The following is a 15,972-nucleotide window of genomic DNA, read 5'->3' as shown; positions in this document are numbered from 1 at the left end:
AGCAGTACCCCGGCCGGGGCGGCGGTCGGGAACGCCCCGGCCGCCGCCCGTCTCCAGGCGCTTGTCAGGTCAGCGTGCGGAGAAGGTGATGATCTGAGCGGTGCCCGGCGCCACCGTGACGGTCGACCTGCCATCGGAGACCCGCACCGGGGTGGCCTCCGGCCGGCCGGACGGGACGCCGCGGTCGGAGATCGTACGGCCGCCGAGCCTGATGGCGGAGGCGTCCAGGGAGGCCAGGCCGTCCGAAGCGGAGGTCCGCAGTGTCACCGCCTGGCCGCGGCGGTAGGCGGACGGCAGATTCACCGTCACGTCGTCGTCGCCGGTCGAGGCGGCCGGGTCCTGGATGTTGATCAGGACCATCGTCAGCCCGCCGTTCGGGTTCTCGACCGCGTACGCGCGCAGCTGTGACAGCGCGGTGTCCGGCAGGCCGACGTCGAGGAACCTGCCCTCCGGAACCTGGTGGAACGCCCACAGCCCGTAGTACAGCGGCGTGGCCGACAGCCGGTTCGAGTCCAGCGCGTGCCGGTCCGCGGCGCAGAACGCCCCGTAGTACCGGTAGGAGATCGGGTAGTCCTTCGAGTCGCGCGGTTGGAAGTCGCCGCAGACCGCCGCGGTGTTGGTGTGGAACTGCAGCTGGGAGACGCGGCTCTGGGCGGTCTGCAGGAGGTAGTCCAGCGACCACAGGCTGGTCGCGTAGGCGTCGCTGACCCCGGGCTGGCCGCTGCAGGACGCGCTGTTGGACTCATTGATCACCGCGGGTATCCCGCTGTTCAGGCGGCCGGTGATGTCCATGATGCCGGTCAGCTTGTTCCGGTCGGTGACGTAGGTGCTCGGTGACAGCAACCCCGCGATCGTGGCGTTCGACGAACCGCAGTGGCTCTGCGGGTACAGGTGGTTGGTGAACTCGGCGATCATCTGCCGCGGGTCGCCGCCCGTGTCGGCCTGCACGGCGGACACGAACCCGTCGAGCTGGGTGTTGGTCTTCGCGGTGTTCGCCGACGGCCCGGTGACCTTGATGTTCGCGTGCGGGACCGCCTGCTTGATCGCCGCGTAGTACTTCTTCATCGTCGCGTAGTACTCGGCCGGGGTCAGCGTCGTGACGTTGTCGTACTCGTTGCCGACCTCCACGGCCAGCAGGTCGTCGCCGAGGATCTCGTGCGCCGCCTTCACCTCGGCGACGGCCTGGTCCAGCGTCACCGGCGGGGACGGGTCCTTGGTGGGGTTCTTGATCTTGGAAGGATCGATGATCTTCTTCAGCGGCACGCCGAGGGTGGCCTTCCAGCCGCTGTCGCGCAGCAGGGCCTTCAGCCGGACGAGGTCGGGCCGGTCCACCCGGCCGCCGATCGCCTCCGGAGGCGTGGGGGCGTCACGGTAGTCGCCGAACGCGGGCCAGACCAGATCCATCGAATAGCCGCCCAGCCGCAGCACGCCGTGCCGGCCGAGCGTCTTGAGCCACTGCGACATCCGCGGCTTGGTCAAGAACCCGTGCGCGAGGTCGGCCGACTCGACGGAGAAGCCCAGGTTCTCGCCGGTGACCGCCCCGAGGTCCGGGGCGCCCTTCGGAGTCAGTGTGATCGCGGTGGGGTCGGCCGAAGCGGCCGGCGCCGCCACCGCGCACGCCGTCGCCAGCGCGGTCGCCAGCCCGACCGCCGACAGAGATCGCCGTACGATCCCGCCCGTACCGCGACGACCTACGATTTCTCTCACCATCTGCAGGCTCCCAATGTCCTATCGCCGCCGTCTTGATTCAGGAGGTCAGCCCCGAGAAACCGGTTTCTGGTGGTGCAGTTCAGCACCGTTCGCACCGAACGTCAATAGATGACCGGATCGCGAGGGCGTCCCTCGCCGGTGAGCGCTGGTCCGCGCCGTGCCGTCTGCGGTTACCGTTGGCGTGTGCCCACGAAACGCGATCCGTCCGGTGCCGGCGGGCGCCGGGTGACCATCGCCGACGTCGCCGAGAAGGCCGGCGTCTCGCGTGCCACCGTGTCACGGGTCCTCAACGGCCAGGACACCGTGGATCCGGTCCTGGCCGGACGCGTCCGCCAGGTCAGCCGCCGCCTCGGCTACCACCCGAGCGCCATCGCGCAGGGTCTGGCCCGCGGGGCGAGCCAGACGGTCGGCGTCGTCGTCCCCGACCTCGCCAACCCGTTCTTCCCCGAGGTGGTCAAGGCGCTGACGGTCGCGGCCGGCAACGACGGGTTCAGCGTCGTGGTCGCGGACTCGGACGAGGACCCCGAGGCGGAGCTGCGCCTGATCCAGGACGTCTCCCGCCGGGTGGACGGCCTGGTCCTGTGCTCTCCTCGCGCTCGAATCGCGGACCTGCGCCGCGTCGTCCGCAAGGGGCTGCCGATGGTGTGCACCAACCGGCTGGCCGACCCGCCGCTGACCGCCTCCGTCATGATCGACTCAGGCCGGGGGATGCAGGCGGTCATCGCGCACCTGGGCGAGCTCGGGCACCGCCGGATCGCCTACCTGGCCGGGCCGCCGTCCTCGTCGTCGAACGCCGACCGGCTGCACGCGCTGGAGCGGAGCCTGCCCGACGCGGTGGTGATCCCGACCGGCTCGAAGAGCCAGGAGGGCTACGCCTCGGCCGCCGCGGCGGCCGAGGCCGGTGCCACGGCCATCATCTGCTTCAACGACCTGGTCGCGTTCGGGGCGCTCGCCCGGCTCCGTACGCTCGGCGTCGCGGTTCCGGCGGAGATGTCGGTGGTGGGCTTCGACGACATCCCCGCCGCCGACTTCGTCCATCCGGCGCTGACGACCGTCCGCCTCCCCAAGGCCGAGCTGGGCCGGAGAAGCTGGGAGGTCCTGCGAGACCGGCTCGGCGACCGAGGGACGAGCGCGTCGGTCCGCCTGGAGCCGACCCTCGTCGTACGAGAGTCCACGGGCAAGGCGATCGACACGGCGGAGGACGCCGTCGGGAAGATCGCTTCGGGCGCGACGATCACCGCCGGGGAGCACGCGGGGAGCTGAACCCGGCCGTACGCGTCGCCCGCTCGGTGTGGGCACTCGAATCCCAGGCGGCTATTGACCGCTTCGGTGATCGGTGCTGGACTGCCTCACCAGAAACCGGTTTCTCAGAGCTGACCTCGGGAGGAGTGCCATGACTGTGAGCCCTTGGCGCTGCCTGGCCACACGGATCGCGTTCGGTGCGCCGGTCACCGCCCGCCTCGTCGTCGACGCCGAGAGGGACCGATGAAGGTTCGAACCGCCCGCGTGGCGGCGGCACTGGCCGCCGCCGCGCTCGTCGCCCAGCCCGTCACGAGCGCTGCCGCGGCGTCGTCACCGCCGCAGGCGTCGGTGACCCTCGACCCCGCGCACCAGAACCAGGGCGGCATCCCGCGCCATTTCGTCGGCTTCAGCGTTGAATGGTCGCTGATCGAGCGGTACATGGGGCCGGCCGCCCGACCGGCGTTCGCGAAGCTGCTGGGCAACCTCGGCACGGGCGTGCTGCGCATCGGCGGCTCGTCCCAGGACCTCATGCCGTTCGAACCGGACGCGCCCGACACCAACCAGGTGATCACGCCGACGGATCTGCGCGCCATCCGCTCCACGCTCGACGCGGTGAACGGCCGGAGCCGCACGCCGTCGTGGGGCGTCGTCCTCGGCACGGCGATGGCGCCGCCCAGCGCGTCGCGGCCGTTCGTCGGCCCCGACCACGCCCGCGCGTTCGTCCGGCAGGGCGTCGAACCGGCCTTCGCCGGCGCGGAACGGGACATCGCCGGCATCGAGCTCGGCAACGAGCCGGACCTGTCCTACCACTCCGACGTCGACGCCTACCTGCACGACCTGAGCGAGTACGCCGACCCGGACGTCACGGGTCCCCTCCCGCTGATCGTCCCCAACACCAGCGAGGACATCCTGCCCTGGCAGGACATCGACCAGCGGGCCGTGCCGACGCGCTTCTTCTGGGACTGGCCGCGGATCCTCGACACGGCCGCGCCGCCGATGCGAGCACGGGCGGGAGCGTTCGGCGCGTACGCGAGCGACCACTTCTATCCGCTGGCGCGCACCTGCCCGAACAAGCCGTACCGCTGCCCGAGCATCGGCGCCCTGCTCTCCGACGAGCACCTGGCCAGCCTGGACTACCAGGTCTACACCCACGCGGGCGAGGCGCGCCGCCACGGTCTCGGCTACCGCCTCGAAGAGACGAACACCGCGGCGGGACGCGGCGCGGACGGCGTGAGCAACGTCGCGGCCTCCGCGGCGTACGGGCTCGACCTGATGTTCCACGCCGCCTGCCCGCAGCCCCCGGCCGACCCCGCGGCGAACGCCACGTGCGGTACCGCCGCCGTGGGGGTCAACTTCCACAACGCCGAGGTACGCGCGTTCTTCGCGCCGGAGGAGGGCAACGGCTACTACAACGCGATCGACTACGACGTCACCCCCGCCATGGGCGCGCCGACGGCGGCGCCGCTGTACTACGCCGCCCTGGTGTTCGGCCGGTTCGCGCAGGGCGGCACCGGGCTGCGCCCGGTGCCCGTGACCGCGAACGACCCGGCCGCGGCGCAGGTCAAGGCCTGGCGCGTCGAGGGCGAGTCCGGCGAGAGGCGGCTGTTCCTCATCAACAAGGGCGACCACCCGGTGACGCTCACCGTGTCCGCGCCCGGCTCCACCGCACTGATCGACCGGATGACCCCCTACGATCCGTCCGGCGCCGGCCGGACGCTCGACGCGCCGCAGGTACGGGTCGACGGCCGTCAGGTCGCCGCCGACGGGAGCTGGCCGGGATTCCACCCCACGGCCGAGCGCATCCACGGCCGCAGGATGACCGTGACCGTCGCGGCCGGCGAGGCGTCCGTGATCACCTTGCACGATCACAGCTAGCTGTACTTGGCCGGGAGCGTCAGTGCAGGGCGGCGTCGGCCGACCCAAGGACGAATCCGGTGAACCGGACGGTCAGGCCCTCGCGCTGGGGTGAACAGCAGAACGGCCCGGCCGCCGCCGTCGCGTCCGGGTCGAGCGGCGCGAGCCGTACCATCCGCCAGGGCTCGTCCTCGCAGCGTGCCCGTACCGTGACCGCGTCACCGGCCCGGCTCGCCCGTACGGTGACCCGGCGCCCGGACCACTCGGGTACGGGCGCCACCGACCAGTCCGAGACCCCGCGTGTCACGACGGCCCCGAGCTGCGGCAACCCGTCACTGAGCTCGATCCCGGCCTTGATCCAGTTCTGCGCGTCGACCCGGACCATGAGCCCGGCCTGGTCGTACAGCTCCTCGAACCGCGCCACGAACTCCACCTCGACCGCGGACCCGGGCGGGAAACCGGTGAGCAGAGCGTGCCCGTCGTCCCGTACGAAGCCGTAGCTCGTCGTCCGCCAGAAGTCGCTCTCGCGCCGGGTCGTGACCAGCAGCGCGCCCCCGTCCTCCTCGGCGCGCTGCGGCGGGTTGAGCCACATCGCGTCGGACCACCCGACAGCCTTCCGCCCGTCCATGTTCGCCCTTCCGTGGTTCAGTACCGGACCTCACTCTGCACCAGTGGCGGATACACGGAGGACGGTTCACCGTCGACGGTGGTCCCCGCGAACTGCAGCATCGCCCGCAGCGCGCCGTGCATCGGCGCCGGGTAGTTCAAAGTGGGAGCCGACACCTCGTCGAGCAGGTGGAGGTGTTCGGGGGTGAGGGCGACCTCCAGGCCGGCGAGGTTGTCCTCCAGGTGGTCCACGCGGCGGGCGCCGACGATGGGCACGACCGTGCCTTCACGGGCGCGGAGCCAGGCCAGCGACACCGCCGCCGAGGTATTCCCGAGCTCGTCGGCGACCGCGGCGACGGCGTCGATGACGGTGTACTCGTCCTCACCGGGGCCGCCGACGTAGGCGGTGCGGGCCGAGTCGGTGACCTGGGTGCCGCGCCGGTACTTGCCGGACAGGAAGCCGTTCTTCAGCGGGCTCCAGGCGACCAGCGCCATGCCCTGGTCGCGTGCGAGCGGGGCGAGTTCGCCCTCGACGGTACGGGCCAGCAGCGAGTACTCGACCTGCATCGCGACGAGCGGCGTCCAGCCTCTGAGCAGCGCCGTGGTCTGGGCCTGGGCGGTGACCCAGGCCGGCGTGTTGGAGAAGCCCACGTAGCGGATCTTTCCGGCCCGGACAAGGTCGTCGAGGCAGCGAAGGGTCTCCTCGATCGGAGTGTTCCGGTCCCAATTGTGCAACCAGTACAGGTCGAGGTAGTCGGTCCGCAGCCGGCGCAGGGTCTGGTCGAGCTGGGCGGTGATCGATGAGCGGCCGGCACCGCCGCCGTTGGGGTCGCCGGGGAAGAGGTTGGCGAAGAACTTCGACGCCAGCACGACGTGCTCACGCCGCCCCGGCCGGGCGGCGAAGAAGTCACCCAGGATCTTCTCCGAGTGGCCGTTGGTGTAGAAGTTCGCGGTGTCGATGAAGTTCCCGCCGCGGTCCAGGTAGGTCGCCAGGATCCTCTCGGACTCCTCGACGCTGCATCCGGCGGCTCCGGGATCCTCTCCGAAGGTCATCGCGCCGAGGGCGAACGGGCTGACCCGCAGTCCTGACCGGCCGAGCGTGACGTAGTGATCGAGCGGCATGAGCGTGCTCCTGTGGCGTACGGAATGGTCCCGATCATCGAAACGCGCGCCCGGCGGTCCGCGGTAGGCCGATCCGCGTCGGCTCTTGCCTGATCCTGCCGATCTCGCTTCGATCGGTCTTGCCTCATGGGTTCCTTCGTGGTTCCGTGAGGTGTGCACGCCACCCCCGACGTCCTGGACGAGATCCGCCGTCTCATCGCGACGCACGCTCGGCCGGATCTGCGGACGTCGATCGACGGGTTGCTGCTGTCGAAGGTGGAGGCGGCGCGGCCGGACTATTCACTGACCGAGCCGCTGCTGGTCGTCATGGCCCAGGGCGGCAAGCGTCTCCTGCTCGGCGACCAGGTGTTCGAGTACCGGGCGGGGCAGTTTCTCGTGGTCACCGCCGACCTGCCCGTCACCGGCCACTTCCTCGACACCGGCCCGCACTCCCCGTCGCTGGGCCTGGGGCTGGTCCTGCGGCCCGAAGCCATCGCCCCGCTGCTGCTCGAGACCCCGCCCGGACGGTGGCCCAGGTTCACGACCGGTGCGCCCGCGATCGCGACCGGCGCCGTCCGGCCCGAGCTGCTCGACGCCGTGACACGACTCCTGCGACTGCTCGACCACCCCGCGGACGCATCCGTGCTCGGCCCGCTGATCGAGCGGGAGATCCTCTGGCGGCTGCTCACCGGCCCGCACGGCGGCATGATCCGCCAGATCGGCCTCGCCGACAGCGGTCTGTCCCATGTCAGCCGCGCGATCCGGTGGATACGCGACAACTACGCCGAGCCGATGCGGATCTCCGACCTGGCCCGGCTGGCCGGGATGAGCCCGTCCGCGTTCCACCGGCACTTTCGCGCCGTCACGACCCTGAGCCCCCTGCAGTTCCAGAAACGCATCCGGCTCCAGGAGGCACGGTCCCTGCTGGTCGCCCGCCCCGGTGACGTCGCCGGCGTCGGACATCTCGTCGGCTACGACAGCCCCACGCAGTTCAGCCGCGAGTACCGGCGGCTGTTCGGAGCCCCACCCGGGCAGGACGCCGCGCGCCTGCGCGCCGACCCCGGCGCGCACGACACCCGGCACCTGCCCTGAGGGCACCTGCCCTGACGGCACCTGCCCTGACGGCACCTGTCCTGACGGCACCGGGCCACGCGGAGGAGCCGCCGCCCGTCCACGTCCGGTCTTCTGTGATCCCGGTCGTGTTCTCGGAACGAGTCTGACCGTACGCTCATCCGTCATGGAACCGGATGTTCTGGGCGCGGACTACGAGGCGCTCCGGCTGACCTTCGAGGACGACGCCGAGGGGGAGGTCGTCGCGACGCTGGTCCGGCGCCGTGCGCCCGGGCGTAAGGCCGTGCTGTACGTCCACGGCTTCGTCGACTACTTCTTCCAGGCGCACCTCGCCGACTTCTACGTCGAGCGCGGCTACAGCTTCTACGCGCTGGACCTGCGAAAGTACGGCCGGTCGCTGCTGCCGCACCAGACCCCGTACTTCGCCCGCAGCATGACCGACTACTTCCCCGAACTCGACGAGGCCGTACGTCTCATCCGGGAGGACAACGACGTACTGCTGATCAACGCGCACTCCACCGGCGGGCTCATCACCGCTCTGTGGGCCGATCGCGTCCGCGGCCGGGGACTGGTCGACGGATTGTTCCTCAACAGCCCGTTCCTGGAGCTGAACGTCCCGGCTGCCGTGCGGATGCTCGCCGGGCCGCTCGTGCGCGCGGCGGCCCGGGTGTGGCCCAAGGGTGTGATCCCGCGTGGGCTGTCGGAGTCGTACGTGCGGACCATCCACCGCGACCACGGCGGCGAATGGGACTTCGACCTGGCCTGGAAGCCCGAGAAGGGGGCCGTACGTCTGGGCTGGCTGGCCGCGGTCCTGCGGGCGCACCGGCAGGCGCACGCCGGGCTGGCCGTCGACGTGCCCGTGCTCGTGATGGCCTCCACGCGCAGCGCACGGCGCAAGAAGGACGACATGACCAGCGCGGACGCCGTGCTGAACGCCGATGACATCGCCCGCTGGTCGACACGGCTCGGGCCGCACGTCACCTGTGTGCGGATCGACGGCGGCCTGCACGACCTGTGCCTGTCCGCCGCGCCGGTACGGGAGCGGTTCTTCGCTGAGCTGGACCGCTGGCTGGCGGCCTACCTGGATGTCAGAACTCCTGTTCCCCGCCCTCCTGGCTCACCGTGAAGATGTGCCGGCTCGCGGCGCAGATCGACTCGAGGATGTGCACCGGCGTGTCGTCGGTGGAGTAGGACGCCCGCAGCACCTGGACGGCCCACTCGCCCAGGTCGAGTTGCAGGGCGTCGGCCTCCGGGCGCGTCGCGGGACGGGCCATCAGGGTCTCCTCCGCGTGGCCGAAGCTGTGTCCCAGCTCCTCCAGGCACTCGCGCAGCGAGGGCCGGATGGGGTCCGGCTCGGCCACGGAGGTGCCCGCGAACAGGTCGGCGCGGAAGTAGGAGGTGACCAGGCGCACCGGCACGTCGTCGGCGAGGATCAGCCGCCGACGCGCGATGACCTCGTCGCCCGTCTGCACGCGCAGACACGTCGCGACGTGCTCGCTCGACGGCTCGGCGCCGACGAACAGCATGCGGTGGCCGGGGCGTACGCCCTGCCGCTCGGCGGCGGTGACGAAGGCGGCGCCGTTGCCGAGGGCGCCCGGCGTCGTGGGCAGCGCGCGGTGCACGATGACCTGCGGCCTGGTATCCGGCGGCGGCTGCGGGGCGCGCGACGCCGGGCCCTTGCGCATCTGGGAGATGCGGCCGGGAGAGACGCCGAGGACACTCGCGATCTCTTCGAGCCGATGGCCGCTCTCGCGGGCTTCGGCGATCGCCTGACGGCGCATGCGGGCCGCCTCCTCGACGAGGCTCTGCTGTTCGGTCATGGCGCGGCCGAGCGCGCAGGCACGCTCGATCGGGTCGGAGATCGTGGCGATCTCGTGGAGGGTGTTGAGGTTCACTGCGTCGGCACTCCGGTGTTCGAGACGAACTCGGCCCCCTGTTGCATGGTCACACATTGTGGTCGTATGCTCACAGCATAGTTTCTTTACCCTCCCTAAACCTCGGCTTGAGGGGTGATACCGCCATGCGCGAAACACCGTTCGGTCATCCCGGCGATCGTGATATAGGCGAAACGGGCCTCAGTGGTGAGATCGGTCCCCCCGGTGAGCGGCCCGGCGCCCCGGCCGTAACCCACACGGCGGCGGGCGGTGGTCCGGCGCGAGCCGCCGGGCCGGTGCTCGGCTCGATCACGCTCGCCCGCCGCCCCGAGGAGGTCGCGACGGCCCGCCGGTTCGTCGCCAAGGTCCTCGGCGAGCGGCCCGAGACCGCCACCGCAGTGCTGCTGACCAGCGAGGCGGTCACCAACGCGGTGATCCACGCCACCGGTCCGGCCGTGACCGTCGCGGTCGCCGAGACCGCCGCGGGACTGCGCGTGGAGGTCGGCGACGGCGGGGCCGACACCGTCCCGACGATCCGCGAGCGCGGCGACCTCCGCCCGGACGGCGAGCTCCGCGAGGGCGGCCGCGGCGTGCTACTGATCCGGCGGCTCGCGGCCCGATCCGGCTTCCGCGCCGACGAGAGCGGCCTCACCTACTGGTTCGAGTTATGAGACCGCGGCGGCCGTGAGATCAGTCGATCTTGGACAGGTCGAAGTTGTCGTACAGCACCTGCGTGCCGTTGTCGCTGCCGTTCTCCAGCCGGCTCATCAGGCCGACGCCGCCGCTCGGCAGCGGTGCGTCGCCGTCGGTGGTCTCGGCGGCGAGCTTGCCGTTGACCCACATTCGCAGGTGGACCTTCTTCCCGTCCTGCTCGCACGCCGCCTGGAGGCGGTTCTTCTTGCCCTTCTTGAACCCCGGGGCCTTGTTCTTCTGCACCAGTTCCTTCGACCCGGCCTTCCCGGACTCCTTGCGGATCAGCACGCCCCGCCCGTCGGCCCGTACGAAGAAGTCGTAGGAGGATGAGTCATCGCCGTCGCCGTTGCCGCGGCAGTAGACCCCCATCTGGCCGTACGGCGGGCTCTGCTTGACCGTCGCGTCCGTGCTGACCAGAAGTTTGTCCGGGGCCTTGTCGACCGGAGCCTTCGACCAGCGCTCCGTGTAGGCGCTACCGCCCGCGTCGATGCGGTAACCGCTCTGGAAGTACCCGCTGTCGGAGATCCAGATCGAGCCGGACCAGCCGGAGTCGGTGTTGGAGAAGTCGTCCGAGAAGACCGTGGCGGTGTTGGACGGCGGCCCGCCGTCGTGCGCGTCCAAATACACCCCGCCGCCGAGCAGGATCACCAGCACGACCGCGGCCGCGGCCAGCACGGGCGGCCGTCGCCAGACCGGCCGGCCGCCCGACGCCGGCTGGGACTGGGGCGACCACGCCTGCGTGGGCCCTCCCTGCGGCGGCCACGCCTGCGTGGGGCCGCCGGGTGGCTGCCATGCCTGCGTCGGGCCTCCCTGCGGGGGCACGCCCGGTGGCGCCTGTGGTCCGTCGGGCACTGTGTGGGCCCAGGTGCGGCCGATGGTTTCGGCGGTGGCGGCGGCCTCGGCGTGGGGGCGTCCGGTGAGGACGTCGAGGAGTTCTTGTGCGGTGGGGCGGGCTGCGGGGTCTTTGGACAGGGCGCGGGTGACGAGGTTGCGCAGGCCGTCGTCCAGGCCGTCCAACGAGGGTTCGCCGTGGGTGATCTGGTAGAGGACGGAGGGGACGGTGGGGCCGTCGAAGGGGGCGCGTCCGGTGCCGGCGAAGGCGACGACGCAGGCCCAGGCGAACACATCGGAGGCCGGTGACGCCTTGGCGCCGGAGATGAGTTCGGGTGCCATGTAGGCGGGGGTGCCGATGAACTGGCCGGTGCGTGTGGCGCCGGAGACGGTGTCCAGGGCGCGGGCGATGCCGAAGTCGATGACGCGGGGGCCGACCGAGGACAGTAGGACGTTGGCGGGTTTGAGGTCGCGGTGGACGACTCCGGCGCCGTGGATGGCGGTGAGTGCGGTGGCGACGCCGACGGCGAGGTGTTCGAGGCTGGAGCCGCGCATGGGGCCGCTGGCGGTGACGAACTCCTGAAGGTCGGCGCCGTCGACGAACTCGGTGACGATGAACAGGGTCTCGCCCTCGAGTTGGGCGTCGAGTACCGGGGCGGTGCAAAAGCGTCGGACCTTGCGGGCGGATTCGACCTCTCGCCGGAACCGTTCGCGGAAGGTCTCATCATCGGCCAGTTCGGGACTGATCACCTTGACCGCCGCGCGTTCACCGCCCGCGGACTCGGCGAGGTAGACGATGCCCATCCCGCCACGTCCGAGCCGCCCGACGATCCGGTAGTCCCCAAGCCGCTGCGGATCACTGGGCCGCAAAGGGCTTGTCACGTGGTTTTCGGTCACAGCGGTCCAGATCCTCCCGTGTCAACAGTCGATAAGACTAGTGGGCGGACCGCCTTGGTTCCCCATGATTGCTGGCAAGTGCGAACGAAGGTTGACAATTGGAAACCGCGGCGGCCGTGACGGTCGATGGAGCGACGCCGAGATCAGCCGATCCGGGAGAGGTCGAAGTCGTCGAACAGCACCTGCGTGCCGTCATCGCTGTTGTCCGGCGGAGCGAAGGAACTGGTGCAGAAGAACAAGGCCCCGGGGTTCAAGAAGGGCAACTCCTTGCGGATCAGGGCGCCCCGTCCGTCGGCCCGTACGAAGAAGTCGTAGGAGGACGAGTCATCGCCGTCGCCTTCGCCGCGGCGATACATCCCCATCCGCCCGTACGGCGGGTTCTGAATGATCGTCGCGTCCGTGCTGACCAGAAGTCTGGTCGGCAGTGTGTCGTCGGTCGGTGCGCTTGCCCAGCGCTCGGCGGAGAGGTGGTCCGCGTCGACGCGGTAACCACCCTGGTAGTAGGGCGCGGGTGATGAGGCTGCGCAGGCCGTCGTCGAGGCCGTCGAGGGAGGGTTCGCCGTGGGTGATCTGGTAGAGGACGAGGTGTTCGAGGCTGGAGCCGCGCATGGGGCCGCTGGCGGTGACGAACTCTTGAAGGTCGGCGCCGTCGACGAACTCGGTGACGATGAACAGGGTCTCGCCCTCGAGTTGGGCGTCGAGTAGACGATGCCCATCCCGCCACGTCCGAGCCGCCCGACGATCCGGTAGTCCCCAAGCCGCTGCGGATCACTGGGCCGCAAGGGGCTCATCGTATGGTCTTCGCTCACGGCGGTCGGACCCTCCCCGTGGCCAACGATCGACAAGACTGACGGGCGAACTCCTCAGATGATGGCAATTGCGAATGAACATTGGCAAATGTAAACGGCGGCGGCCCGGTCATGGGCCGCCGCCGCTCGTCACCTCCGTGACAGGTGACCTGGTCGATGGCTATGCGTAGACGGCGTCGTCGGTGATGTCCACGCGCGAACGGTCGGGCAGCAGGGCGGTCGCGATCAGGGTCAGGACGGCCGCCAGCACCATCATCGCCGAGATCGCCCACCAGCCGTAGTCGTGCAGCAGCCAGGTCGCCAGCAGCGGCGCCGGGCCGCCGGCGATCACCGAGGCGAGCTGGTAGCCGATGCCCGCGCCGCCGTACCGCAGGTTGGTCGGGAAGACCTCGGCGATGAGCGAGGCCTGCGGCCCGTACTGCAACGCGTGCGGCACCTCGGACGCCATGACGGTGAGGAAGATGACCACGCCGATCCCCGTATTGATCAGCGCGAAGTACGGAAAGGCGATGATCGCGGTGAGGAGCGCCCCGGCGGCGTAGACCCGTTTGCGGCCGATCGAGTCGCTGAGGTGCCCGGCCAGCGGAATGAGGACCAGCGCCACGATGGCGGCGGCCGCCACCGCGTTCAGCGCGAACGTGTCGGACCGGCCCGCGTGCTTCTCCATGTACGTCAGGGCGAAGGAGGTGAAGATGTAGAACGGCGCCTGCTCCGAGCAGCGCAGCAGCGCGCTCAGCACGATCTCCTTGGGGTGGCGCCGGATGACCTCGGCCACCGGCACCTTGGCGACCTTCCGCTTCTCCACGACCTCGGCGAACAGCGGCGTCTCCATGACGCGGAGCCGCACCCACAGGCCGATCGCGACGAGTACGAGGCTGAACAGGAACGGCAGCCGCCAGCCCCAGTTCTTGAACGCGTCGCCGCTCGCGCTGGCCACCGAGGACATCGCGACCGTGCCGAGGATCAGCCCGATCGGGACGCCCATCTGCGGCCAGCTCGCCATGAGCCCGCGTTTCTTCTTGTCGCCCCACTCCATCGAGAGCAGGACCGAGCCGCTCCACTCGCCGCCGACCGCGACGCCCTGCAGGACGCGCAGCACGACCAGCAGGATCGGCGCGGCCACGCCGATGGAGTGCGTGCCCGGCAGCACGCCGATGAGCGCGCTGGACAGCCCCATGAGGACCAGCGTGACGATCAGCGTCGCCTTGCGGCCGAGGCGGTCGCCCCAGTGCCCGAAGATCGCCGCGCCGACGGGGCGCGCGGCGAACCCGACGGCGTACGTCGCGAACGACGACAGCGTCCCGGCGTAGTCGCTCGACGACGGGAAGAAGACGTCTTTGAAGACGACCGCCGCCGCGGTGTTGTAGAGAAAGAAGTCGTACCACTCGATCGAGGTGCCGACCACGCTCGCGATCGCGGCCATCCGGACCTGCGCCCCGCGTTCGTCGTCGTCGAGGGAGCGTGCTCGCCGTGCCTCGCCCGGCTCCAGGACCATGAATCCTCCTGTCGCCCCCGATGCTCGATGAGAAATCGACAGGACGTTACCCGGGGTTTCGGGCGCCGGAACGCACCTAATGTGACGAAAAGCGCGCCGAATCGTTGGCAATCTCGTGGACAGGGCGAAGCCCGTGACGAGGTCAGATGAGAGCCGCCGCGCCCTCCACCTGGCGGCCGGCCCGTACGAGCAGGCTCAGCAGCGCGGCCGCGAACATGATGCCGACGCTGACGGTGAAGGCCAGATGCATCCCGTCGATGAAGGACAGGTTGCTGGCCCGGACCAGCAGCCGGGTCACCTCCGGCCGGGTGTTCGCGGGCACCGGCGCGACGCCCTGGGAGATCGCCCCCTTCATCAGGTCCACCTGCGCCGGGGTCGGGACCGGCAGCCCGGCGTCCTTCATGTGGCCCGGCAGCACGTTCGCCACCTTGGCGGTCATCACCGCGCCGAGCACGGAGGTGCCGAGCGCGCCGCCGACCTGCATCGCCACCTGCTGGAGACCGCCCGCGACTCCGGCCAGGGCGACCGGAGCGTTGCCGACGATGATGTCGGTGGCGGCCACGAGCACCGGGCTCAGCCCGATGCCGAGCAGTGCGAACCACGGCGTCATGTCCCAGAAGCCCGCCTCGACGCCGATGCGGGTCAGCCCGAGGAAGGCGACGGCGGCGAACACCATCCCGGCGACCAGGGGTAGGCGCGGCCCGACCTTGCTGATCAGCCCGCCGGCCGCGGGCGAGGCCACCATCATCGCGAGCATCATCGGCAGCAGCCGAACGCCGGTCTGCACGGGGGACAGCAGGTGGACGCTCTGCAGGTAGAAGGTCAGGAAGAACATCCCGCCGAACATCCCGAAGGCCATGAGCATCATCAGCACGGCCCCCACCGACAGCGGGACGGACCGGAACAGCCCGAGCGGCAGCAGCGGCTCGCGGGCCATGGACTCGCGCACGACGAAGACGGCGAGCAGCACGACGGCCGCGCCCAGGAACGCCAGCGTCTTCACGTCGGCCCAGCCGTACGACGGCGCCTTGATCACGGCCCACACGAGCGTGAACAGCATGCCGGACAGCAGCAGGATGCCGGGGATGTCGAAGGAGGAGCCCCGGTCGCCGCCGCGGGCGTTCAGCAGGAACAGGGCGCCGACCACCAGGGCGACGACCCCGACCGGGACGTTGATGAAGAACACCGACTCCCAGTTGATGTGCTGGACGAGCAGGCCGCCCGCGATCGGGCCGGCCGCGGTCGAGGCCGCGATGCAGGCGCTCCAGACGCCGATGGCCAGGTTGAGGCGCTCGGCCGGGAACGCGGCGCGCAGGAGCCCGAGCGCGGTCGGCTGGAGCATCGCCCCGAAGACGCCCTGGATGACGCGCAGCGCGATCATCAGTCCGATGTCCCTGGACAGGCCGATGCCCGCCGACGCGAGCGCGAAGCCGACGACGCCGATGAGGAAGACCGGTTTGTGACCCAGCCGGTCACCGAGCTTGCCCGCGGTGATCAGCGAGACCGCGAGTGCGAGCAGGTACCCGTTCGTCACCCACTGCAGATCGGACAGGGACGCGCCGAGGTCGCGGGAGATCGCCGGGTTGGCGATCGCCACCACCGTGGTGTCGAGCGTGACCATGATCACGCCGAGTGCGACGGCGACCAGCGTCAGCCATGGGTTGCCGTGCCCGCGGCGGCCCGTACGGCCGGACGCCGCGGGTGCGGAGTGCTGTGCGACCGGCTGAGACATCCATCCCCCTCGATAGGTACGAGCGCGGCCTCCTCCGAAGTTATGGCAGCTACTGAC

Annotated in this window: 14 protein-coding genes; 6 read left to right on the top strand and 8 right to left on the bottom strand. The window is 70.5% G+C overall.

Going from position 1 to position 15,972, the window contains the following annotated elements; genetic code table 11:
• Window positions 1-69 precede the first annotated feature (69 nt).
• Window positions 70-1,707, bottom strand: coding sequence for a glycosyl hydrolase family 79 C-terminal domain-containing protein (locus ABEA10_RS35645; protein ID WP_345471569.1), 1,638 nt, complete (start codon window positions 1,705-1,707; stop codon window positions 70-72).
• Between the two features lie 186 nt (window positions 1,708-1,893).
• Here ABEA10_RS35645 and ABEA10_RS35640 point away from each other — a divergent pair, with 186 nt between their 5' ends.
• Both ABEA10_RS35640 and ABEA10_RS35635 read left to right on the top strand, forming a co-directional pair.
• A complete protein-coding gene (locus ABEA10_RS35640; RefSeq protein ID WP_345471567.1) occupies window positions 1,894-2,973 on the top strand; it encodes a LacI family DNA-binding transcriptional regulator in 1,080 nt (359 codons plus the stop codon).
• 222 nt (window positions 2,974-3,195) lie between these two features.
• The gene (locus ABEA10_RS35635; RefSeq protein ID WP_345471565.1) at window positions 3,196-4,827 is read left to right on the top strand and encodes a hypothetical protein; all 1,632 of its coding nucleotides are present in this window, start codon (window positions 3,196-3,198) and stop codon (window positions 4,825-4,827) included.
• A gap of 19 nt (window positions 4,828-4,846) precedes the next feature.
• Here the strand turns inward: ABEA10_RS35635 and ABEA10_RS35630 are convergent, their stop codons facing one another.
• Complete coding sequence (locus ABEA10_RS35630) at window positions 4,847-5,434, bottom strand: DUF1349 domain-containing protein (RefSeq protein WP_345471563.1); 588 nt, start codon at window positions 5,432-5,434, stop codon at window positions 4,847-4,849.
• Between the two features lie 17 nt (window positions 5,435-5,451).
• Window positions 5,452-6,534: an aldo/keto reductase gene (locus ABEA10_RS35625; RefSeq protein ID WP_345471561.1), complete on the bottom strand. Its 1,083-nt coding sequence runs from the start codon at window positions 6,532-6,534 to the stop codon at window positions 5,452-5,454.
• 153 nt (window positions 6,535-6,687) lie between these two features.
• Between ABEA10_RS35625 and ABEA10_RS35620 the strand changes: the two genes are divergently transcribed.
• A complete protein-coding gene (locus ABEA10_RS35620; RefSeq protein ID WP_345471559.1) occupies window positions 6,688-7,605 on the top strand; it encodes an AraC family transcriptional regulator in 918 nt (305 codons plus the stop codon).
• Between the two features lie 145 nt (window positions 7,606-7,750).
• Entirely contained in the window at window positions 7,751-8,710 is a 960-nt protein-coding gene (locus ABEA10_RS35615) for an alpha/beta hydrolase (protein ID WP_345471557.1), read from the top strand.
• Here ABEA10_RS35615 and ABEA10_RS35610 read toward each other — a convergent pair.
• Complete coding sequence (locus ABEA10_RS35610; RefSeq protein ID WP_329255396.1) at window positions 8,673-9,479, bottom strand: GntR family transcriptional regulator; 807 nt, start codon at window positions 9,477-9,479, stop codon at window positions 8,673-8,675. The genes ABEA10_RS35615 and ABEA10_RS35610 overlap by 38 nt on opposite strands.
• A gap of 275 nt (window positions 9,480-9,754) precedes the next feature.
• Between ABEA10_RS35610 and ABEA10_RS35605 the strand changes: the two genes are divergently transcribed.
• Complete coding sequence (locus tag ABEA10_RS35605; RefSeq protein ID WP_345471556.1) at window positions 9,755-10,129, top strand: ATP-binding protein; 375 nt, start codon at window positions 9,755-9,757, stop codon at window positions 10,127-10,129.
• 19 nt (window positions 10,130-10,148) lie between these two features.
• On the opposite strand, the gene ABEA10_RS35600 is transcribed toward ABEA10_RS35605, so the two are convergent.
• Both ABEA10_RS35600 and ABEA10_RS35595 read right to left on the bottom strand, forming a co-directional pair.
• Window positions 10,149-11,864: a serine/threonine protein kinase gene (locus tag ABEA10_RS35600; RefSeq protein WP_345471554.1), complete on the bottom strand. Its 1,716-nt coding sequence runs from the start codon at window positions 11,862-11,864 to the stop codon at window positions 10,149-10,151.
• A 158-nt stretch (window positions 11,865-12,022) separates the two neighbouring features.
• On the bottom strand, window positions 12,023-12,241 hold the full coding sequence (locus ABEA10_RS35595; RefSeq protein ID WP_345471552.1) for a hypothetical protein: 219 nt from the start codon (window positions 12,239-12,241) through the stop codon (window positions 12,023-12,025).
• A gap of 199 nt (window positions 12,242-12,440) precedes the next feature.
• Between ABEA10_RS35595 and ABEA10_RS35590 the strand changes: the two genes are divergently transcribed.
• Entirely contained in the window at window positions 12,441-12,584 is a 144-nt protein-coding gene (locus ABEA10_RS35590; RefSeq protein ID WP_345471550.1) for a hypothetical protein, read from the top strand.
• A gap of 264 nt (window positions 12,585-12,848) precedes the next feature.
• Here ABEA10_RS35590 and ABEA10_RS35585 read toward each other — a convergent pair whose 3' ends face one another.
• Together ABEA10_RS35585 and ABEA10_RS35580 are read right to left on the bottom strand one after the other, a co-directional pair.
• Window positions 12,849-14,183, bottom strand: coding sequence for an MFS transporter (locus ABEA10_RS35585; RefSeq protein WP_345471548.1), 1,335 nt, complete (start codon window positions 14,181-14,183; stop codon window positions 12,849-12,851).
• Window positions 14,184-14,325: 142 nt separating this feature from the next.
• Complete coding sequence (locus tag ABEA10_RS35580) at window positions 14,326-15,915, bottom strand: MFS transporter (RefSeq protein ID WP_345471546.1); 1,590 nt, start codon at window positions 15,913-15,915, stop codon at window positions 14,326-14,328.
• Window positions 15,916-15,972 lie beyond the last annotated feature (57 nt).

Source organism: Actinoallomurus oryzae, from assembly GCF_039541955.1.
In the GTDB taxonomy this organism is placed as follows: domain Bacteria; phylum Actinomycetota; class Actinomycetes; order Streptosporangiales; family Streptosporangiaceae; genus Actinoallomurus; species Actinoallomurus oryzae.
This window is presented reverse-complemented; position numbering and strand designations above follow the sequence as displayed.

Excerpts from the sequence above, each read along its gene's own strand:
- ABEA10_RS35635 (WP_345471565.1), top strand. The coding sequence starts at position 3,196 with ATGAAGGTTCGAACCGCCCGCGTGGCGGCGGCACTGGCCGCCGCCGCG.
- ABEA10_RS35630 (WP_345471563.1), bottom strand. The coding sequence starts at position 5,434 with ATGGACGGGCGGAAGGCTGTCGGGTGGTCCGACGCGATGTGGCTCAAC.
- ABEA10_RS35625 (WP_345471561.1), bottom strand. The coding sequence starts at position 6,534 with ATGCCGCTCGATCACTACGTCACGCTCGGCCGGTCAGGACTGCGGGTC.
- ABEA10_RS35615 (WP_345471557.1), top strand. The coding sequence starts at position 7,751 with ATGGAACCGGATGTTCTGGGCGCGGACTACGAGGCGCTCCGGCTGACC.
- ABEA10_RS35595 (WP_345471552.1), bottom strand. The coding sequence starts at position 12,241 with ATGGGGATGTATCGCCGCGGCGAAGGCGACGGCGATGACTCGTCCTCC.
- ABEA10_RS35585 (WP_345471548.1), bottom strand. The coding sequence starts at position 14,183 with ATGGTCCTGGAGCCGGGCGAGGCACGGCGAGCACGCTCCCTCGACGAC.
- ABEA10_RS35580 (WP_345471546.1), bottom strand. The coding sequence starts at position 15,915 with ATGTCTCAGCCGGTCGCACAGCACTCCGCACCCGCGGCGTCCGGCCGT.